Raw genomic sequence first — 17,429 nt, forward strand, 5'->3', positions numbered from 1 at the left:
AAAAACATATTCTAACCCTATTTCCAATGAACAAATCCAGCACAGCTGAAATCCGCGAAAGATTTGATAATGACGTGGAAAGATTCTCTAATCTTGACACTGGGCAAGTAGCTACCATCGATGCCAAAATCACGCTAGAGCTTATCACCGAAGCTGCCAAGAGGATAGTCCCTGAAGCCAAATCGATTTTGGATGTAGGCTGTGGGGCTGGAAATTATTCCTTGATGATGCTTAGCAAAGTCCCTGATTTGGATTGCGTGCTGTTAGATCTAAGCGGTAAAATGTTGGAAAAAGCAATGGAACGGGTGTCTGTAGCAACAAGCGGAAATGTTTCTATTTTCCAAAGTGACATCCGTGATGTTTTACTTCCAGAAGCTTCCTTTGACATTATTTTAGCTGGCGCAGTCTTACACCATTTACGGGACGATATAGACTGGGAAAGTACATTCGCTAAACTTTTTAAGCTACTCAAACCAGGGGGATGTCTGATGATTTCTGATCTGATCACCCAAGATACGGCTCTGCTGAATGAGTATACTTGGGAGCGGTATGGGGATTATCTTGAGCACATTGGAGGCAAGGAATACCGCCAAAAAGTACTGGCATATGTAGAAAAGGAAGATTCTCCAAGGTCGATGAATTATCAACTGGACCTGATGAAAAAGGTCGGTTTCAGCAAGGTGGAAATCCTCCACAAAAATATGTGCTTCGGGGCTTTTGGTGGAATAAAATGAGAACCATAAGCCCAATCCAAAATCGCCTGGTGTCCCTTGACGTTTACAGGGGACTTACAATGTGCCTCTTGATTGCTGAGGCGGCATTGATCTATGAATCACTTTTGGAAGCTAGTCCCGAAGGAAGTTTAGTGCATGCGTTTTTCATGCAATTCACTCACCACCCTTGGAATGGATTGAGATTTTGGGATTTGATCCAGCCTTTTTTCATGTTTATTGTGGGAGTGGCGATGCCATTTTCCCTGAATAAAAGAATGGCAAACTCAGGGGACCGGAAGCAGGTGAGGCAGCATATTCTGAAGAGATGTTTACTACTTTTCCTTTTCGGCACAGGTCTGCATTGTGTCTATGCTGGGAAGCTGGTTTTCGAGCTTTGGAATGTATTGACCCAACTTTCCTTTACCATTCTTGTCACTTTTCTATTAATCAGACAGTCTTGGAAAGTGCAATTGGGAGTTTCAGCGGGTTTATTGATTCTGACAGAAGTAATGTATCGCCTATATAATCCCGAAGTGCCCTACGAGCATGGCAGCAACTTCGGAAACTATACCGATATGCTCTTAATGGGAAAAATCAACGATGGCGGCTGGGTAGCAATCAATTGCATCCCAACAGCAGCACATACCATCTGGGGAGCAATGTGTGGCAATTTGCTGCTTTCTTCAAAAACAGCTGCTGTAAAAATCAAGATCCTACTTATTGCCGGCATTATAGGTTTGGCTATCGGTTATGGTCTGGACTTTTCAGGAGTCACTCCCATTATTAAGCGCATAGCGACTACCGCTTTCAGCTTTGCTTCGGGAGGTTGGGCGATCTTAACTTTGGCATTTTTCTACTGGCTGGTGGATGTGAAGAAAAGCCAGGCTTGGGTTTTTCCCATTATTGTAGTCGGCATGAACTCCATCTTTGTTTATCTTTTCGCTGAAATTTTGGCTCATCGCTGGCTCTTTGATTTTGTGGGAATTTTCAGTTCGGGTGTACTCACTCCCCTGGGTTTCGATGAACATTTTATACCGATAATTACTTCGCTATTGACCTGGGGAGCAATGTGGTACCTGTGTTATTTCCTATATAAAAAGAAGATATTTTTCAGGATTTGATTCCTGAAAAATATAAAAAAAGGTGATCCAATTAAGGATCACCTCAGAACTTTAAAGCGCCCCAACTACACATTTAAAGTTCCTTCAATGGAATCATCCATTGTTTTTCCTGAAATGGCGCTGATCAAAACCTTGATCCCGGCTACTGCATTTCCATGTTTGTTATCCCAATAGTACCCGCTGTCGGGGATAAATTGAATCACGGAGATTCTAGGGTCATTTATACCCTCGGTAAACCAAGCCTTTACCATTGGATCCCAAAGTTCTTCAATTTTTGCCCGGTCCTCAGAGATCACTGCATGACCATTTAGCTCCAGAAAGTCTGAGTAAGAGGATCCCTGAAAATATAACGTGACATCCGTATCTGCAGCAATCTCCATGTTTTTCATGCTATCCTTTGCACTTAAAAACCAGATATTGCCTGCATCATCCGTTTTTTGAACAGACATAGGACGGGATTTATGGGAATTATTAAAGCTGGTAGAAGTGACAAAAAAACATGATCCTGATTTATCTATCAGCTCTCTTATTTTCTCTACAGCTGCTGACCCTATCAGGTTCTCCCTGTTATGTTCTTCTTGGTTTTCATTAATTGAGTCCATAATATAGTTGGCTTTAAATTTCAAAATTTAACCCTCAACCGGGTTCATCTGAAATTATGCAAACAGGTTGCCGAAAAACAATCAAGTGGAAAAACAGCCATTAAACAGCGTTAGTAGAACTATCGCGGGTTTTTATACGCTAGTCGAAGCTTACGTTAACTCTCAAAAAGTACAGCAAGTATGCCTGAACTGGGGAAATAGATTCCAGGGGAAGTCTGATTTGGACGAAAAATTTATCGTTCCTTTTTTATCAACCAAATAGATCAGAACTCAGATATCTATCACCCCTATCACAGGTAATACAGACAATTAGGCCTTCTTTAAGGGTTTTAGAAAGTTCAATGGCAGCATGCAATGCTCCGCCACTACTCATACCTGCGAGTATGCCTTCTTCCCTGGCCATTCTGCGAGTCATTTCAGTGGCTTGTACTTCGCTGACATCAATAACCTGATCGACTCTACTTGGATCAAATATTTTGGGCAGAAACTCAGGCGACCATCTTCTGATTCCCGGGATACTGGATCCATCAGTAGGTTGGGTTCCTACGATTTGAATGTCAGGGTTTCTTTCTTTCAAATAGTTAGAAACCCCCATAATTGTCCCGGTGGTTCCCATCGCGGATACAAAATGGGTGATCTTTCCATCAGTATCTTCCCATATTTCCGGACCAGTAGTTTTATAGTGGGCCAGGTAATTATCCGGATTCCCAAACTGATCTAACATGAAGTAACCTTCTTTGCTCATCTGCTCTGCTAGCGTTCGGGAATATTCAATTGTTTTGTTCGCAGGAGTTAAAATCACTTCTGCTCCGTATGCTTCCATTGAGATTACCCGTTCTTTGGTGGAATTATCCGGCATGATCAAAGTCATCTCCAAACCAAGAACCTTGGCAACCATAGCCAAGGCAATTCCGGTATTACCGCTCGTCGCTTCTACCAGCTTATCCCCAGATTGGATTTCGCCGCGATCCATGGCACTTTTAAGCATATTATAAGCGGCTCTGTCTTTCACACTTCCGCCTGGGTTCTGACCTTCCAGTTTACAGAAAATCTTAACCTTCGGATTTATGGGAATATGATCCAGCTGTATTAAGGGAGTATTTCCTATCAGTTCAAATAGCTTCATCTTGATCATTTTTGAAAATGTACATATCTGTCACGGCAGAATCTGAATGATACATTTGAGTCTGGTAATAGACTTTACTTCTTGCCGTCACACTTTTGGTAAGCCACACATTCCCTCCAATTACACTTCCTTTTCCAATAACTGTATTCCCGCCCAAAATTGTGGCTCCTGAGTAGATTACCACGTCATCTTCGATCGTCGGGTGCCTCTTGATATCAGCATCAGCTTTGTCCACGCTCAAGGCTCCAAGAGTTACTCCCTGATAGATTTTCACATGCTTCCCTATGATAGTTGTCTCTCCGATCACCACCCCGGTCCCGTGATCAATGCAAAAATACTGGCCAATAGTAGCTCCTGGATGTATATCTATTCCAGTACGGCTATGAGCAAATTCCGTAATCATTCTAGGGATCAACTTGACACCAAGTCTATGCAAAGAATTCGCTATTCTATAGGCTGAGATAGCGTAAAAACCAGGATAGCTTCTCAAGATTTCTGTCCTGGATTTTGCAGCAGGATCCCCGGCAAACATCGCATCTACATCCTGATGAATCCAGTCAAAGACCTGTTCAAGATTAAGAAAAAATGCGTCTGCCAACTTTGATCCTATCCCGCTATGCAGATGGGGATTGCGTTCCAAAATAGAAGATAGATTTTCTTTCAGATGAACCAAAGAAGTTTCGATCTGTGATTTATCATTTATTTTTTCAACTGTATATTCAGGAAAAAGTAATCCAAGCAAGTCTTCAAAAAACTGCTGAATAACTTTAGGTGAAGGACATTCTGAGCAATCCTGATGTGCTTTGTATAATTTCGAGACGAAAGACTCCATGAAAAGTGTGTTAGATGTATTTATAGCACAAAACCCACACGGATCACGTATGGTTCACCGTACGGTGAACGAAGATTGTCATGCAATACATTATATAGAAATGTGAAGTTGGCTCCACCTCTAGAACCGAACGGAGCAAAATACCCACCTCCTAGAAATAAAGCATTTGACCAGATCCGTTCAAACCTATCTGTTAGCAGGTTGTAATTATCAAAGTTGATAGTCTCATATTCTGCGTGGGCAAAAATATTGGGAAATATATTGTACCTACTAAATAGACGCCCCCCGTAAGAAGACGTCTCCCCCCCGATATACCTCTTATCATTAAAATATTGGTACGTAATTCCTACGCCCGAAGAAAATTTAGGTGTGATCATTACCCCTACTAATGGTGAAAAATCAATGAGTGTCACCGTACCAAACTGCATCCCAAAATTCCCACCATAGTACAAACGGTCCTTGAATGGAATAGAATCTTCAGGATAAATCTCCCGCTGGGCAAAGGACGAAGTCTGAAACAATACAATTCCAAGAAAAAATAAGAGCAGGTATTTACTTTTTAACAATGACATAGAGGTCTTCGGTGTTTTTCTTCATTAAGTACTTTTCACGGGCAAACTTCTCTAAGAGTTCAGGGTTGCTCATCAATTCCTCGCGTTCGGCCTTAATTTTCTCTCTGCGCTCCAAATAAAATTCCTTTTGATCTTCAAGCTGTCCAAGCTTATTGCTCAACTTAACTTGGTTAACCACATTATTTGAATCAATAAAAATCATCCAGGCAAGGAAAAAGATAAGCCCGAGGAAGTAGAAATTCTTAGTGTACTTTAAATAGCTCATATGTCCTGATGTAATCGGCCATCAAGGTACAAAAATGATGCAAAAAAAAGACAGCCCGCCGAGGCGAGCTGTTAATTGTTTTAACTTATTGGTAGCTTTTGTTAGAATTTGCCGTTAAATACAGCAGATTCTCCCAATTGTTCTTCGATTCTAAGCAACTGATTGTATTTAGCCATACGGTCAGATCTAGATGCGGATCCGGTTTTGATCTGTCCACAATTCAAGGCCACAGCGAGATCAGCGATAGTAGAATCTTCAGTTTCCCCGGATCTGTGTGACATCACTGCTGTGAATCCCGCCTTGTGAGCAAGATTAACTGCATTAATCGTTTCTGTCAATGTGCCAATTTGGTTTACTTTGATCAGGATAGAATTAGCAGATTTCTCTTCGATACCTCTCTTAAGAAATTTAACGTTCGTAACGAAAAGATCATCACCTACCAGTTGTACTTTATCACCGATTTTTGCAGTCAGCATTGCCCAGCCTTCCCAATCTTCTTCGGCACAACCGTCTTCTATAGAATCAATTGGGTATTTCTCAGTAAGTTCAGCAAGGTAAGCTACTTGCTCCTCTCTACTTCTTGCAACACCAGTATCCCCTTCGAACTTTTTGTAATTATAAACGCCATCTTTGAAGAACTCAGACGCAGCACAATCTAATGCGATAGTCACATCATCACCGGCTTTGTATCCGGCCTTTTCAATAGCATCCAAGATACTTCCAAGAGCTTCTTCAGTTCCGCCGGAGAAATTTGGCGCAAATCCACCCTCGTCACCTACTGCAGTACTAAGACCTTTGTCATGAAGGATTTTCTTAAGGTTATGGAATATCTCAGTCCCCATCCTCATTGCTTCTGAGAAAGAAGGGGCACCTACGGGACGGATCATAAATTCCTGGAATGCGATAGGGGCATCAGAATGAGAACCTCCGTTGATGATGTTCATCATAGGAACAGGAAGTGTATTGGCATTTACTCCACCGATGTATCGGTAAAGTGGTTGGTTTGATTCCATTGCTGCCGCTTTCGCTACTGCCAAAGAAACACCAAGTATAGCGTTTGCGCCTAGATTTCCTTTGTTAGGAGTTCCGTCAAGATCAATCATGATCTGATCAATCATATTTTGCTCAAACACATCGAAACCTACCAATTCAGAAGCAATGACATCATTCACATTGGCTACTGCTTTCATTACGCCTTTGCCCATGTACGCACCCTTGTCTCCGTCACGAAGCTCTACTGCTTCATTTATACCTGTAGATGCACCACTTGGTACAGCGGCACGGCCAAAAGCTCCATTCTCTGTGTAAACATCTACTTCAATTGTAGGATTTCCTCTGGAATCGAGGATTTGTCTTGCATGAATTGATTGAATCAACGTCATAGTTTCAAAAGGTTTAAGGGGTATTAATTTTTATTGATTAAAGAAATAAAATCGTCAAATAGGTAGCGGGAATCATGGGGGCCTGGAGATGATTCAGGATGATATTGAACCGAAAAAGCAGGTTTATTCTTAAGACGGATCCCCGCAACGGTATTATCGTTCAGGTGGACATGAGTGATTTCAACCTCAGAATTTTGTTCAGTGTCCTCACGGGTAATATTAAATCCATGATTTTGAGAGGTTATTTCACTTTTTCCAGTCAATAGATTTTTGATTGGATGATTCAAACCTCTGTGTCCATGATGCATCTTATAGGTAGAAATACCGCATGCTTCGGCTAAAAGCTGATGCCCAAGACAAATCCCAAATAGAGGCTTACCCGTACCAAGGATATCCTTGGTCGTTTTCACAGCATATTCCATTACCGCAGGATCACCCGGTCCATTGGAAAGGAAATATGCGTTTGGAGCCCATTGTTCCATTTCTTCCAATGTTGCTTTAGCAGGGAAAACTTTACAGTATACACCTCTATCCGCGAGGTTCCGAAGAATATTCTTTTTAATCCCAAAATCCATACAGGCTACTTTGATGGAAGAGTTCTCATCTCCGACAAAATAGGGCTCTTGGGTACATACAGTCGAGGAAAGCTCAAGGCCATCCATATCCGGTACTTTTTCCAATTCAGCTTGTAAGCCATCCAGATCATTTTCAAATTCAGAACTAATAATCGCATTCATAGCTCCTTTGGAGCGAAGATGTCTTACAAGTTTTCTGGTATCAATATCAGCAATCCCGGTAATTTTATTTTTCACAAGATAATCCTGCAGAGAACCGGAGGCATCCAGACGAGAGAATACTTCTGAAAAAGTATTAACTACTATACCACCGATAGTCGGATGATCAGATTCCACCTCTGCATCTATCACGCCATAATTACCGATATGAGAAGTAGTAGTCACTATAATTTGACCGGTATAGGAAGGGTCCGTGTAGATTTCCTGATATCCGGTCATTCCGGTGTTGAAGCAAATTTCGCCACCGTTTGTACCAGGGTTACCAATTAGTGAACCGTGAAATACAGTTCCATCTGCCAAGAGTAAAGTTGCTTTTTGTTTGATCATTTTGCTTAATAATTGCCCAAAGGTAAATATTTATTGGGAAGGAAGATAAATGAAAAGGGTATAAAAAAAGGACTGAACAAATGTCCAATCCTTTCAATATTGTGAAGCCACTGATCAACTTATTTGTTATCAGTTTCTTCTTCCGTAGAATCAGCTGAAGCTTCAGGAGCCTTAGGCTCTTCCACATCCTTTGCAGGAGCTTCTTCTTTAGTTGCAGATTCTTTTTTAACCGGAGCTGCTCCAGCAGTATCTTCAGCACTAGTGGCTTTACCAGCACCACCTCTGCGAGATCTTCTCGTAGTTTTCTTAGCAGGCTGAGCGTCCTTCAACATCAATTCGTTAAAGTCTACCAACTCGATGATACACATTTCAGCATTATCACCTAATCTGAATCCAGTTTTGATAATTCTGGTATATCCACCTGGACGGGTAGCTACTTTGGAAATTACTTCACCAAATAGTTCGATGATAGCTTCCTTATTTTTCAAATAAGCGAAAGCCATCCTTCTATTGTGCGTAGTATCTTCTTTAGCTCTAGTCACTAGTGGCTCCAAGTACTTCTTCAATTCTTTTGCCTTGGCAAGCGTTGTTGAGATACGCTTGTGAAGAATCAGCGAAGTTGCCATATTAGAAAGCATTGCTTTTCTATGAGCGGCCTTCCTTCCAAGGTGGTTAAATTTCTTACCGTGTCTCATTATTAGTTATTCTTCATCAAGTTTATACTTAGAAATATCCATCCCGAAGGTCAGGTTTTTTTCCTGGATAAGTTGCTCTAGCTCAGCTAGGGATTTCTTACCGAAGTTTCTGAATTTCATCATGTCAGAAATTTCAAGTTTGGCAAGGTCACCCAAAGTCTTCACATCCGCAGCTTTAAGGCAGTTGAATGCCCTAACAGAAAGATCGAGATCTCCCAAATTAGTCTTCAACAATTTCCTCATATGCAAGAATTCTTCGTCAATTGGCTCCGGCTCTGCTACTCCAGTTGAATCCAAAACCATAGTCTGGTCAGAGAACAACATAAAGTGCTGGATAAGGATTTTGGCAGATTCCTGAAGTGCTTTCTCCGGGTGGATAGAGCCATCAGTAGAAACTTCCATGATCAATTTTTCGAAGTCAGTTTTCTGTTCCACACGCGTATTTTCAACGCTGTATTTCACATTCTTAATAGGAGTGAAAACTGCATCGATTGCGATAGTTCCGAATATCTGTTCTTTTGGTTTGGATTCTTCAGCTGGTAGGTACCCTCTTCCCTTTTCCATCGTCAATTCGATCTCAAAGTTTTTGGTCTCGTCGATATGACAGATCACCAACTCCGGGTTCAGGATTTCGAAAGAAGAAGTGAACTTGGCAATGTCTCCTGCAGTGAATACAGACTGGTTCTTGATTTCAACAGTGATCTTTCCGTCAAATGCCTCATGCACTTTCTTGAATCTCACTTGCTTTAGGTTCAAAATAATATCTGTAACGTCTTCAACTACACCTTCGATGGTCGAAAACTCATGCACCACACCAGGTATTTTGATGGCAGTGATGGCATAACCTTCCAAGGAAGAAAGCAAAATTCTTCTCAGGGCGTTACCGATTGTAACTCCATAGCCTTTTTCGAGCGGTTTGAATGTGAATAAGCCATGAAAGTCATCGGCTTTTTCCATCACCACTTTTTCGGGCATTTGAAATGCTAGTATGGACATATATCTCGTTCTTTTTTAAAAGCTGAAAATAGTAAAATATTACTTAGAGTAAAGTTCGACAATGAGTTGCTCCTTAATATTCTCAGGAATATCATCTCTGCCTGGAACACTGACGAATTTGCCGGTCAATGAAGTGCCATCCCACTCTAACCAGGAATATTTATTAGCACCTCTACCTGCTAAGCTACTAGTGATTGCTTCTAAAGACTTAGATCTTTCTCTTACAGAAACGACATCACCTGGCTTAAGTGTAAACGAAGGAATGTTAACCACCTCACCGTTTACAAGCACATGCTTGTGAGAGACCAGTTGTCTGGCTCCTCTTCTGGTAGGGGAAATTCCCAATCTATATACCGTATTATCCAATCTTGCTTCTAGAAGCTGAAGAAGGTTTTCACCGGTGATTCCGGATTTTCTGGAAGCAATATCAAACATCTTAGCGAATTGTCTTTCCAATACTCCGTAGATGTATTTTGCTTTTTGCTTCTCAGCAAGCTGGATTGCGTATTCAGATTGCTTCTTTCTTCTACCTCTGCCGTGCATGCCAGGAGGGTAGTTTTTCTTTGCAAGTGCTTTGCTATGTCCTTCAATAGCTTCGCCAAATTTTCTGGCAATCTTTGATTTAGGACCTGTATATCTAGCCATTGTATTACAATTTTATGATTAAACTCTTCTACGCTTAGGAGGACGACAACCGTTGTGCGGCATTGGAGTCACATCGATGATCGTAGTCACATCCAATCCTACATTTTGCAATGTTCTGATCGCTGATTCACGACCAGAGCCTGGACCTTTTACAAATACTTCGATTTTTCTCAAACCTAAGTCGTATGCTACCTGCCCGCAGTTCTGTGCGGCCATCTGTGCTGCGTAAGGAGTATTTTTCTTTGAACCTCTGAAACCCATTTTACCGGCAGAAGCCCAAGATATAACTTGACCTGCATTGTTGGTAAGAGAGATAATGATGTTGTTGAAGGATGCTCTGATGTGAGCTTGACCTACAGCTTCTACCTTAACTACTCTTTTTTTACCCTTTGCTTTATCGTTTCTTTTCTGAGCCATAATCTAAATCAGGTTTTATTTAGTTGCCTTCTTTTTGTTAGCAACTGTTTTTCTCTTACCCTTCCTTGTTCTGGCGTTGTTCTTGGTATGCTGACCACGAACTGGAAGTCCTTTTCTGTGTCTCAAACCTCTGTAGCAACCGATATCTTGTAGTCGCTTGATGTTCAATTGGATCTCTGACTTTAATACACCTTCGGTTCTGAACTCTTCAGCGATAATATTACGGATAGCAGTGGACTCATCGTCGTCCCACTCACCTGCTTTTTTATCGAAAGAGATACCGGCCTTGGTCAGGATAGCTTTGGCAGCAGAGTTTCCTATTCCGAAGATATAGGTAAGTCCGATCACGCCACGCTTATTGTCTGGTATGTCTACACCTGCAATTCTAGCCATAATTTAACCTTGTCTTTGTTTAAACTTAGGATTCTTCTTATTGATGACATACAAAACCCCTTTTCTACGGATTAGCTTGCAGTCAGCGCTTCTTTTTTTGATAGATGTTTTTACTTTCATCTCAGTCTTATTTATATCGATATACAATTCTGCCTTTACTTAAATCATAGGGAGACAGTTCCAGTTTTACTCGATCACCAGGAAGGATCTTTATGTAATTCATCCTCATCTTACCAGATATATGGGCGATCAGCTGATGCCCATTCTCTAGTTCCACTTTGAACATCGCATTAGACAATGCTTCCTTGATGGTACCGTCTTGCTCTATTGATGTTTGCTTGGCCATATTAGAATTTAAAATTCTCTTCTATGTATTTATGAGAGGTTAACACCTCTGTTCTATCTTCAAATATCGCTACTGTGTGCTCATAATGTGCTGAAGGTTTTCTATCCGCTGTGCGAATAGTCCATCCATCCCGCTCCTGGACAATATTCCGTGTTCCAAGGTTAATCATAGGCTCAATAGCGATCACCATTCCGTCTTTCAGTAAGGGACCGCTTCCTTTCTTTCCATAATTGGGAACTTCCGGTGCCTCATGTAGATTTCTTCCCAATCCATGTCCGACAAGCTCTCTGACTACCGTGTAGCCTTTGGCTTCGACAAACTTCTGGATGGCATTACCCACATCACCAATTCTATTCCCAAAAATTGCCTTCTCTATTCCAATGTAAAGTGAATCTTTGGTGGCTTTTAATAATGCTTTTACAGCTGGAGAAACCTCACCAATAGGGTACGTATAAGCGGAATCGCTATGAAAACCTTGGTGAAAGACTCCACAATCTACTGAGATTATATCGCCATCTTTCAATTCATATTCACTGGGAAAACCATGTACAACTACTTCATTTACAGAAATACATAGTGCAGCAGGAAAACCATTGTAGCCCTTAAATGAAGGAACTCCATTATGATCCCTGATAAACTCCTCAGCAATTTTATCTAGAAAAGAGGTCTTTACCCCTTCCTTGACATACTTGGCTACTTCCCCATGGGCTTTAGCTAGTATATCGGCACTTTCTTTTATTAACTTAACTTCCTGCGAAGTCTTGTAATTGATCATCTTAGGCAACTTGGTAATTGGAAGGGTTATTCTTCACATTACCACTCTTCATCATCCCCTCGTAGTGTCTCATCAACAAGTAACTTTCAATTTGTCTTAACGTGTCCATGATCACACCTACCATAATAAGGAGTGAGGTTCCGCCATAGAAATAAGAGAACTCTTGCCCAACTCCGGAGATAACCGCTATAGCTGGAAGAATAGCAACCACTGAGAGAAGAATGGAACCTGGAAGTGTAATCTTAGAGATAATCCCATCAATGAACTCTGAGGTTGGAGCCCCTGGCTTAATACCAGGAACAAAACCGCCATTCCTCTTCATATCTTCTGCGATTTGCTCCGGATTCACTGTAATAGCGGTATAGAAGAACGTAAACAAGATAATCAACACAGCAAATAACACATTGTACTGCCATGAAATAGGATTACTGAATGTTGTTCCTATATAATTAGCGATCTCATTATCCTGAGCCCAGATCTGAGCAATTAGCGCAGGAACAAACATTAATGACTGAGCAAAGATAATCGGCATTACACCTGAAGCATTCACCTTAATAGGTATATACTGCCTTTGTCCACCATAAACTTTGCCCCCTACTACTTGTTTAGCATACTGAACCGGAATTCTCCTTGTCGCTTCAGTCAAAGCAATCACCCCAACTACAACAAAGAACAACACAGCAGCCTCAATGATAAGAAGCAACATACCTGAGGTACCCTTCTCCAGACCTTCGGCAATAATCGCACCTGGAAATCTAGATATGATACCAATCATAATCAGCATAGAGATACCATTACCAATGCCCTTTTCGGTGATTTTCTCTCCCAACCACATACAGAACATTGTACCTGCAGAAAGTAGAACCAAAGAACTAAACATAAATAAAGTAGAGCTGACCATCACTGCTCCAGTAGGCATAATAGTAGCGGACACGTAGCCGATACCCTGCGCTATTGTGATCAGTATAGTCAAAACCCGAGTGATCTGGTTGATTCGTTTTCTTCCAGATTCACCCTCTTTTTGCATTTTCTGAAAATATGGTACTCCGACAGTCAATAACTGCAACACAATAGAAGCAGATATATAAGGCATAATGCCTAGACCGAAGATAGACGCATTACTAAATGCCCCACCCAGGAAGGTATCTATCAAGCCGAAGATTCCTTCAGGAGCACCACCCAATTTTGATGGATCCACTCCCGGAAGAACTACAAAAGAACCTAATCTGAAAATGATCAGAAAACCAATCGTATTCAGGATCCTTACTCTAAGGTCTTCGATCGAGAAAATGTTCTTAACTGTCGAAATAAACTTTTTCATTAAATTAAATTGTGTTTACCGTTCCGCCCGCTTTTTCGATAGCTGCTACTGCAGTTGCCGAAAATTTGTGGGCAGTTACGTCTAATTTGGCTTTCAATTCACCTCCACCGAGGATTTTGATTTTGTCATTCTTAGAAGCAATGCCATGAGAAACTATAGCTTCCATGTTTATTGCTTCAAGACTGTATTGCTCAGCAAGGCTTTGCAATGTATCCAAATTTACTGGTTTGAACTCAACTCTGTTCAAGCTTTTGAATCCAAATTTAGGAACTCTTCTCTGAAGTGGCATCTGACCACCTTCAAAACCTAACTTAGACTTATAACCTGATCTTGATTTAGCCCCTTTGTGACCTCTAGTAGAAGTTCCACCTCTACCTGAACCAGTACCTCTACCGATTCTCTTACGATTTTTGGTAGATCCTTCAGCTGGTGTTAATGTATGCAGTTTCATAATTAAGCTTCCTCCACTTTTACAAGGTGATTAACTTTATTTACCATACCTGCAATCTGTGGCGTATTCTCTACGGTCACCGACTTGCTGATACGACCTAGACCTAGCGCAGTAATAGTTGCTTTTTGATCTTTCGGTCTATCGATGGTACTTTTCGTTTGCGTGATTTTGATCTTAGCCATGTTGATTATCCGTTGAATACTTTAGACATTTTAACGCCCCTCTGCTGTGACACAGCGATAGCATCTCTTAGCTGAACCAAAGCTTCGATAGTAGCTTTAACCACGTTATGAGGATTAGATGATCCTTTGGATTTTGCCAATACGTCTGTAACGCCTGCACTCTCCAAAACTGCACGCATAGCACCACCTGCGATAACGCCTGTACCTGCTGCTGCCGGTTTGATCAATACGAATCCTCCTCCGTATTTACCGATTTGCTCGTGAGGAATAGTTCCCTTCAAAATCGGTACTTTCACCAAATTCTTTTTTGCGTCTTCGATACCTTTAGTGATAGCGTCAGTCACCTCGTTGGCTTTACCCAATCCGTAACCAACCACACCTTGGCCATCTCCTACTACAACAATTGCTGAAAAAGAGAATCTTCTACCACCTTTTACCACTTTGGCTACTCGGTTGATAGCTACTACTTTTTCCTTTAGATCTGTATCTGTAGCCCTGATAGGCTTTCTTCTTAGTTGAGACATAGCTTATTAAAATTTAAGGCCTCCTTCTCTGGCACCCTCTGCCAAAGCTTTCACATTCCCATGATACAAGTAGCCATTTCTGTCAAATACTACGGAATCTACTCCGTTTGCAACAGCTCTTTCAGCAAGTTTTTTACCTACTTCCTTGGATACTGATACATTAGTGTTAGCCTTTGCTCCCAATTCTTTGGAAGAAGCCTGAGCCAAAGTCTGACCCTTAAGGTCATCGATAAGCTGAGCGTATATGCCAGTATTGCTTTTGAAAACTGACAAACGAGGTCTGGAATCAGTACCGGAAATCTTTCTCCTGATACCCTGCTTGATTCTAAGTCTTCTGGAATTCTTATTAAATGCCATAACCTATTATTTTTTAGCGGCAGTTTTACCAGCCTTACGTCTAACTTGTTCACCCACGAAGCGCACACCTTTTCCTTTGTAAGGTTCAACCTTACGAAGTGATCTGATTTTTGCAGCAACTTGTCCAATCAATTCTTTATCTATCGATTCCAAGGTAATGATTGGATTCTTACCTTTTGCAGTCTCAGTCTTAATCGCCACCTCTTCAGGAAGCATCATAAAGATGTTGTGGGAGTAACCAAGATTCAATTCAAGAATCTGACCTTGGTTAGACGCCTTGTAACCTACACCCACAAGCTCCAAATCCTTCTTGTAACCCTCTGAAACACCTATCACCATGTTGTTGATAAGTGACCTGTAAAGACCGTGAATCGACTTGTGTCTTTTGGAATCCGTAGGTCTGGTAACCACGATCTCGCTGTCTTCTACTTTCACTGTGATATCAGGATTTACATCCTGTACCAGTGTACCCTTTGGACCTTTAACAGTCACAGTTCCATGAGCTGTGACGTCTACAGTAACACCGCTGGGTAGATTTATTGGTTTTTTACCTATTCTAGACATGATAGTAAATTAGTATACGTAGCAAAGAACTTCACCACCAACACCCTCAGTGCGGGCCTCTTTGTCTGTCATCACACCTTTGGAGGTGGACACGATTGCTATACCAAGGCCATTGATTACTCTTGGAAGCTCCGTATGTTTCACATATTTTCTTAAACCCGGTGTACTAACTCTCTTCAAGCTTACAATAGCGTTTTGCTTTGTGACAGGATTGAATTTCAGCGCAATTTTGATGGATCCCTGAGGACCGTTTTCTTCAAACTTGTAATTCTGAATGTATCCTTTATCGTGCAATACTTTTGTAATCTCTTTCTTGATGTTAGAAGCAGGGATTTCTACGATTCGGTGAGAAGCCTTGATGGCATTTCTCAACCTAGTCAGATAATCAGCTATTGGATCAGTCATTGTATTTTATAGTCTAGCTACACCCATTTTGGGCGTGCAAAGTTACGAATTGATTTTTAGAATAAAAACTACTGTCGTTATTTTACCAGCTGGACTTAGTCACTCCAGGGATCTTGCCTGCTGAGGCCATTTCTCTGAAGGTTACCCTGTTGATACCGAACTTTCTCATGTAGCCTTTAGGGCGACCGGTAAGTTTACACCTGTTGTGAAGTCTTACCGGAGATGCGTTCTTAGGCAATTTATCAAGAGCTTCATAATCACCGGCTGCTTTCAGCGCGGCTCTTCTATCAGCATACTTGGCTACCAGACGCTCTCTTTTTCTCTCACGAGCTTTGATTGACTCTTTTGCCATAACTATTCTTCTTTAGTTTTTTTAACGAAAGGCATTCCGAAAGCCTTAAACAATTCTAAACTTTCTTCATCTGTTTTGGCAGAAGTCACGAAAGTGATATCCATTCCGGAGATTCTGTTGACTTTCTCTATACTGATCTCAGGGAAGATGATTTGCTCTTGTACACCTAGTGTATAATTGCCTCTTCCGTCAAATCCCTTATCAGAAATACCTTTGAAATCTCTCACACGTGGAAGTGCGATGGTGATCAAACGATCAAGGAATTCATACATAGTACGACCTCTCAACGTAACTTTAGCCCCGATAGGCATCCCCTCTCTCAACTTAAAGTTGGATACAGAAGTCTTTGCAATAGTCGAAACAGCTCTCTGACCGGTGATCAAAGACAGTTCTTCTACACCTTGGTCTACCAATTTTTTATCTGCTACAGCAGCACCTATACCTTTGTTAAGAACGATTTTCTCCAACTTAGGCACCTGCATTACTGAAGAATACTGAAATTTCTCTTTCAAAGCAGGGACGATTTCGTCCACATACTTTTGCTTGATTCTTGGATTAGCCATTGATCACCTCCCCGGTTTTCTTAGAGTATCTTACTAATTTACCATTTTCACCTTCTTTGCGACCTGTCCTGGTGGCTTCACCGGTCTTAGGATCTACAAGTTTCAGATTACTGATATGGATAGAAGCTTCTTTCTTTTCGATGCCTCCCTGAGGCTTAGCTGCTGTAGGCTTCACGTGCTTAGTGATCATATTAAGACCCTCAACAATTGCTCTGCTTTTTAGCTTATCTACGGAAAGTACTTTTCCTGTTTTGCCTTTGTCATCACCTGCGATCACCTTTACAGTATCACCGGTTTTGATATGAAGCTTTGTTTGCTTGTTCATTTTTCTTTCCATGATTACAATACTTCAGGAGCCAATGAAACGATTTTCATAAACTGCTTCTCTCTCAACTCTCTGGCCACTGGACCGAAGATACGAGTGCCTCTTGGCTCATCGTTGTTGTTCAATAACACAGCTGCGTTGTCCTCGAACCGTATATAAGAACCGTCTTTTCTTCTTATTTCCTTACGGGTACGCACGATTACCGCTCTTGATACGGTACCTTTTTTCATGTTACTGGAAGACAGGGCCGATTTCACTGTCACAACGACTTTATCGCCGATGGAAGCGTATCGCTTTTTTGTCCCTCCCAATACGCGGATCACTAATACCTCTTTGGCACCTGAGTTGTCCGCTACGCTTAGTCTAGATTCTTGCTGGATCATA

General features: G+C 41.4%; 28 protein-coding genes. 2 read left to right on the forward strand and 26 right to left on the reverse strand.

From position 1 onward, the window contains the following. The first annotated feature begins 26 nt into the window (after positions 1-26). Together AS141_RS19705 and AS141_RS19710 are read left to right on the forward strand one after the other, a co-directional pair. Positions 27-734: a class I SAM-dependent methyltransferase gene (locus tag AS141_RS19705; RefSeq protein WP_057939424.1), complete on the forward strand. Its 708-nt coding sequence runs from the start codon at positions 27-29 to the stop codon at positions 732-734. After that, a complete protein-coding gene (locus AS141_RS19710; RefSeq protein ID WP_057939425.1) occupies positions 731-1,834 on the forward strand; it encodes an acyltransferase family protein in 1,104 nt (367 codons plus the stop codon). Before AS141_RS19705 ends, AS141_RS19710 begins: the two co-directional genes overlap by 4 nt. A gap of 65 nt (positions 1,835-1,899) precedes the next feature. On the opposite strand, the gene AS141_RS19715 is transcribed toward AS141_RS19710, so the two are convergent. The 26 genes from AS141_RS19715 to rplN form a co-directional block, all read right to left on the reverse strand. Beyond that, positions 1,900-2,436: a pyridoxamine 5'-phosphate oxidase family protein gene (locus tag AS141_RS19715; protein ID WP_057939426.1), complete on the reverse strand. Its 537-nt coding sequence runs from the start codon at positions 2,434-2,436 to the stop codon at positions 1,900-1,902. Between the two features lie 250 nt (positions 2,437-2,686). Next, the gene (gene cysM / locus AS141_RS19720) at positions 2,687-3,562 is read right to left on the reverse strand and encodes a cysteine synthase CysM (RefSeq protein ID WP_057939558.1); all 876 of its coding nucleotides are present in this window, start codon (positions 3,560-3,562) and stop codon (positions 2,687-2,689) included. Then, the gene (locus tag AS141_RS19725; protein ID WP_057939427.1) at positions 3,549-4,394 is read right to left on the reverse strand and encodes a serine O-acetyltransferase; all 846 of its coding nucleotides are present in this window, start codon (positions 4,392-4,394) and stop codon (positions 3,549-3,551) included. Before AS141_RS19725 ends, cysM begins: the two co-directional genes overlap by 14 nt. Positions 4,395-4,414: 20 nt before the next feature. Then, positions 4,415-4,966, reverse strand: coding sequence for a hypothetical protein (locus tag AS141_RS19730; RefSeq protein WP_057939428.1), 552 nt, complete (start codon positions 4,964-4,966; stop codon positions 4,415-4,417). Then, positions 4,947-5,231, reverse strand: a complete 285-nt coding sequence (locus AS141_RS19735) for an FtsB family cell division protein (protein WP_057939429.1) — start codon at positions 5,229-5,231, stop codon at positions 4,947-4,949. The genes AS141_RS19730 and AS141_RS19735 overlap by 20 nt, the downstream gene beginning before the upstream one ends. 101 nt (positions 5,232-5,332) lie before the next feature. Beyond that, a complete protein-coding gene (eno, locus tag AS141_RS19740) occupies positions 5,333-6,613 on the reverse strand; it encodes a phosphopyruvate hydratase (RefSeq protein WP_057939430.1) in 1,281 nt (426 codons plus the stop codon). Positions 6,614-6,636: 23 nt separating this feature from the next. Continuing rightward, positions 6,637-7,734 (reverse strand): glutamine-hydrolyzing carbamoyl-phosphate synthase small subunit, encoded by a 1,098-nt coding sequence (gene carA / locus AS141_RS19745; protein WP_057939431.1) that lies wholly within the window; start codon positions 7,732-7,734, stop codon positions 6,637-6,639. 119 nt (positions 7,735-7,853) lie between these two features. Then, positions 7,854-8,429 (reverse strand): 50S ribosomal protein L17, encoded by a 576-nt coding sequence (gene rplQ / locus AS141_RS19750; protein WP_057939432.1) that lies wholly within the window; start codon positions 8,427-8,429, stop codon positions 7,854-7,856. Between the two features lie 6 nt (positions 8,430-8,435). After that, positions 8,436-9,425: a DNA-directed RNA polymerase subunit alpha gene (locus AS141_RS19755; protein ID WP_057939433.1), complete on the reverse strand. Its 990-nt coding sequence runs from the start codon at positions 9,423-9,425 to the stop codon at positions 8,436-8,438. 39 nt (positions 9,426-9,464) lie between these two features. After that, complete coding sequence (rpsD, locus tag AS141_RS19760; RefSeq protein ID WP_057939434.1) at positions 9,465-10,070, reverse strand: 30S ribosomal protein S4; 606 nt, start codon at positions 10,068-10,070, stop codon at positions 9,465-9,467. Between the two features lie 18 nt (positions 10,071-10,088). Beyond that, entirely contained in the window at positions 10,089-10,487 is a 399-nt protein-coding gene (gene rpsK, locus AS141_RS19765) for a 30S ribosomal protein S11 (RefSeq protein ID WP_057939435.1), read from the reverse strand. A 15-nt stretch (positions 10,488-10,502) separates the two neighbouring features. Then, positions 10,503-10,880, reverse strand: a complete 378-nt coding sequence (gene rpsM / locus AS141_RS19770; RefSeq protein ID WP_057939436.1) for a 30S ribosomal protein S13 — start codon at positions 10,878-10,880, stop codon at positions 10,503-10,505. A gap of 3 nt (positions 10,881-10,883) precedes the next feature. After that, positions 10,884-11,000: a 50S ribosomal protein L36 gene (gene rpmJ / locus AS141_RS26095; RefSeq protein ID WP_082632371.1), complete on the reverse strand. Its 117-nt coding sequence runs from the start codon at positions 10,998-11,000 to the stop codon at positions 10,884-10,886. A gap of 7 nt (positions 11,001-11,007) precedes the next feature. Then, positions 11,008-11,226: a translation initiation factor IF-1 gene (gene infA, locus AS141_RS19775; RefSeq protein ID WP_057939437.1), complete on the reverse strand. Its 219-nt coding sequence runs from the start codon at positions 11,224-11,226 to the stop codon at positions 11,008-11,010. A 1-nt stretch (position 11,227) separates the two neighbouring features. Continuing rightward, positions 11,228-12,001 (reverse strand): type I methionyl aminopeptidase, encoded by a 774-nt coding sequence (gene map, locus AS141_RS19780; RefSeq protein ID WP_057939438.1) that lies wholly within the window; start codon positions 11,999-12,001, stop codon positions 11,228-11,230. Position 12,002: 1 nt separating this feature from the next. Next, positions 12,003-13,322: a preprotein translocase subunit SecY gene (gene secY / locus AS141_RS19785; protein ID WP_057939439.1), complete on the reverse strand. Its 1,320-nt coding sequence runs from the start codon at positions 13,320-13,322 to the stop codon at positions 12,003-12,005. Positions 13,323-13,326: 4 nt separating this feature from the next. Further along, on the reverse strand, positions 13,327-13,773 hold the full coding sequence (gene rplO, locus AS141_RS19790; RefSeq protein WP_057939440.1) for a 50S ribosomal protein L15: 447 nt from the start codon (positions 13,771-13,773) through the stop codon (positions 13,327-13,329). A gap of 2 nt (positions 13,774-13,775) precedes the next feature. Continuing rightward, positions 13,776-13,955, reverse strand: coding sequence for a 50S ribosomal protein L30 (rpmD, locus tag AS141_RS19795; protein WP_057939441.1), 180 nt, complete (start codon positions 13,953-13,955; stop codon positions 13,776-13,778). Positions 13,956-13,960: 5 nt separating this feature from the next. Further along, a complete protein-coding gene (gene rpsE, locus AS141_RS19800; protein ID WP_057939442.1) occupies positions 13,961-14,479 on the reverse strand; it encodes a 30S ribosomal protein S5 in 519 nt (172 codons plus the stop codon). Positions 14,480-14,485: 6 nt separating this feature from the next. Further along, positions 14,486-14,836: a 50S ribosomal protein L18 gene (gene rplR, locus AS141_RS19805; RefSeq protein ID WP_057939443.1), complete on the reverse strand. Its 351-nt coding sequence runs from the start codon at positions 14,834-14,836 to the stop codon at positions 14,486-14,488. A 6-nt stretch (positions 14,837-14,842) separates the two neighbouring features. Beyond that, complete coding sequence (gene rplF, locus AS141_RS19810; protein WP_057939444.1) at positions 14,843-15,400, reverse strand: 50S ribosomal protein L6; 558 nt, start codon at positions 15,398-15,400, stop codon at positions 14,843-14,845. A gap of 9 nt (positions 15,401-15,409) precedes the next feature. Next, positions 15,410-15,805 carry a 30S ribosomal protein S8 gene (gene rpsH, locus AS141_RS19815; RefSeq protein ID WP_057939445.1) on the reverse strand — a complete coding sequence of 132 codons (396 nt, stop codon included), beginning with the start codon at positions 15,803-15,805 and terminating at the stop codon, positions 15,410-15,412. An 82-nt stretch (positions 15,806-15,887) separates the two neighbouring features. Continuing rightward, positions 15,888-16,157 carry a 30S ribosomal protein S14 gene (gene rpsN, locus AS141_RS19820; protein ID WP_057939446.1) on the reverse strand — a complete coding sequence of 90 codons (270 nt, stop codon included), beginning with the start codon at positions 16,155-16,157 and terminating at the stop codon, positions 15,888-15,890. Between the two features lie 2 nt (positions 16,158-16,159). Next, positions 16,160-16,720, reverse strand: coding sequence for a 50S ribosomal protein L5 (gene rplE, locus AS141_RS19825; protein ID WP_057939447.1), 561 nt, complete (start codon positions 16,718-16,720; stop codon positions 16,160-16,162). After that, on the reverse strand, positions 16,713-17,057 hold the full coding sequence (rplX, locus tag AS141_RS19830) for a 50S ribosomal protein L24 (protein WP_057939448.1): 345 nt from the start codon (positions 17,055-17,057) through the stop codon (positions 16,713-16,715). The genes rplE and rplX overlap by 8 nt, the downstream gene beginning before the upstream one ends. A 2-nt stretch (positions 17,058-17,059) precedes the next feature. Continuing rightward, entirely contained in the window at positions 17,060-17,428 is a 369-nt protein-coding gene (gene rplN, locus AS141_RS19835; protein WP_057939449.1) for a 50S ribosomal protein L14, read from the reverse strand. Position 17,429: the final 1 nt, after the last annotated feature.

This window comes from Algoriphagus resistens (genome assembly GCF_001442615.1).
Lineage (GTDB): Bacteria > Bacteroidota > Bacteroidia > Cytophagales > Cyclobacteriaceae > Algoriphagus > Algoriphagus resistens.

Bases quoted from the DNA above. Each gene is read 5' to 3' on its own strand.
- AS141_RS19705 (WP_057939424.1), top strand. From the start codon at position 27: ATGAACAAATCCAGCACAGCTGAAATCCGCGAAAGATTTGATAATGAC.
- AS141_RS19710 (WP_057939425.1), top strand. From the start codon at position 731: ATGAGAACCATAAGCCCAATCCAAAATCGCCTGGTGTCCCTTGACGTT.
- AS141_RS19715 (WP_057939426.1), bottom strand. From the start codon at position 2,436: ATGGACTCAATTAATGAAAACCAAGAAGAACATAACAGGGAGAACCTG.
- cysM (WP_057939558.1), bottom strand. From the start codon at position 3,562: ATGAAGCTATTTGAACTGATAGGAAATACTCCCTTAATACAGCTGGAT.
- AS141_RS19725 (WP_057939427.1), bottom strand. From the start codon at position 4,394: ATGGAGTCTTTCGTCTCGAAATTATACAAAGCACATCAGGATTGCTCA.
- AS141_RS19730 (WP_057939428.1), bottom strand. From the start codon at position 4,966: ATGTCATTGTTAAAAAGTAAATACCTGCTCTTATTTTTTCTTGGAATT.
- AS141_RS19735 (WP_057939429.1), bottom strand. From the start codon at position 5,231: ATGAGCTATTTAAAGTACACTAAGAATTTCTACTTCCTCGGGCTTATC.
- eno (WP_057939430.1), bottom strand. From the start codon at position 6,613: ATGACGTTGATTCAATCAATTCATGCAAGACAAATCCTCGATTCCAGA.
- carA (WP_057939431.1), bottom strand. From the start codon at position 7,734: ATGATCAAACAAAAAGCAACTTTACTCTTGGCAGATGGAACTGTATTT.
- rplQ (WP_057939432.1), bottom strand. From the start codon at position 8,429: ATGAGACACGGTAAGAAATTTAACCACCTTGGAAGGAAGGCCGCTCAT.
- AS141_RS19755 (WP_057939433.1), bottom strand. From the start codon at position 9,425: ATGTCCATACTAGCATTTCAAATGCCCGAAAAAGTGGTGATGGAAAAA.
- rpsD (WP_057939434.1), bottom strand. From the start codon at position 10,070: ATGGCTAGATATACAGGTCCTAAATCAAAGATTGCCAGAAAATTTGGC.
- rpsK (WP_057939435.1), bottom strand. From the start codon at position 10,487: ATGGCTCAGAAAAGAAACGATAAAGCAAAGGGTAAAAAAAGAGTAGTT.
- rpsM (WP_057939436.1), bottom strand. From the start codon at position 10,880: ATGGCTAGAATTGCAGGTGTAGACATACCAGACAATAAGCGTGGCGTG.
- rpmJ (WP_082632371.1), bottom strand. From the start codon at position 11,000: ATGAAAGTAAAAACATCTATCAAAAAAAGAAGCGCTGACTGCAAGCTA.
- infA (WP_057939437.1), bottom strand. From the start codon at position 11,226: ATGGCCAAGCAAACATCAATAGAGCAAGACGGTACCATCAAGGAAGCA.
- map (WP_057939438.1), bottom strand. From the start codon at position 12,001: ATGATCAATTACAAGACTTCGCAGGAAGTTAAGTTAATAAAAGAAAGT.
- secY (WP_057939439.1), bottom strand. From the start codon at position 13,322: ATGAAAAAGTTTATTTCGACAGTTAAGAACATTTTCTCGATCGAAGAC.
- rplO (WP_057939440.1), bottom strand. From the start codon at position 13,773: ATGAAACTGCATACATTAACACCAGCTGAAGGATCTACCAAAAATCGT.
- rpmD (WP_057939441.1), bottom strand. From the start codon at position 13,955: ATGGCTAAGATCAAAATCACGCAAACGAAAAGTACCATCGATAGACCG.
- rpsE (WP_057939442.1), bottom strand. From the start codon at position 14,479: ATGTCTCAACTAAGAAGAAAGCCTATCAGGGCTACAGATACAGATCTA.
- rplR (WP_057939443.1), bottom strand. From the start codon at position 14,836: ATGGCATTTAATAAGAATTCCAGAAGACTTAGAATCAAGCAGGGTATC.
- rplF (WP_057939444.1), bottom strand. From the start codon at position 15,400: ATGTCTAGAATAGGTAAAAAACCAATAAATCTACCCAGCGGTGTTACT.
- rpsH (WP_057939445.1), bottom strand. From the start codon at position 15,805: ATGACTGATCCAATAGCTGATTATCTGACTAGGTTGAGAAATGCCATC.
- rpsN (WP_057939446.1), bottom strand. From the start codon at position 16,157: ATGGCAAAAGAGTCAATCAAAGCTCGTGAGAGAAAAAGAGAGCGTCTG.
- rplE (WP_057939447.1), bottom strand. From the start codon at position 16,720: ATGGCTAATCCAAGAATCAAGCAAAAGTATGTGGACGAAATCGTCCCT.
- rplX (WP_057939448.1), bottom strand. From the start codon at position 17,057: ATGGAAAGAAAAATGAACAAGCAAACAAAGCTTCATATCAAAACCGGT.
- rplN (WP_057939449.1), bottom strand. From the start codon at position 17,428: ATGATCCAGCAAGAATCTAGACTAAGCGTAGCGGACAACTCAGGTGCC.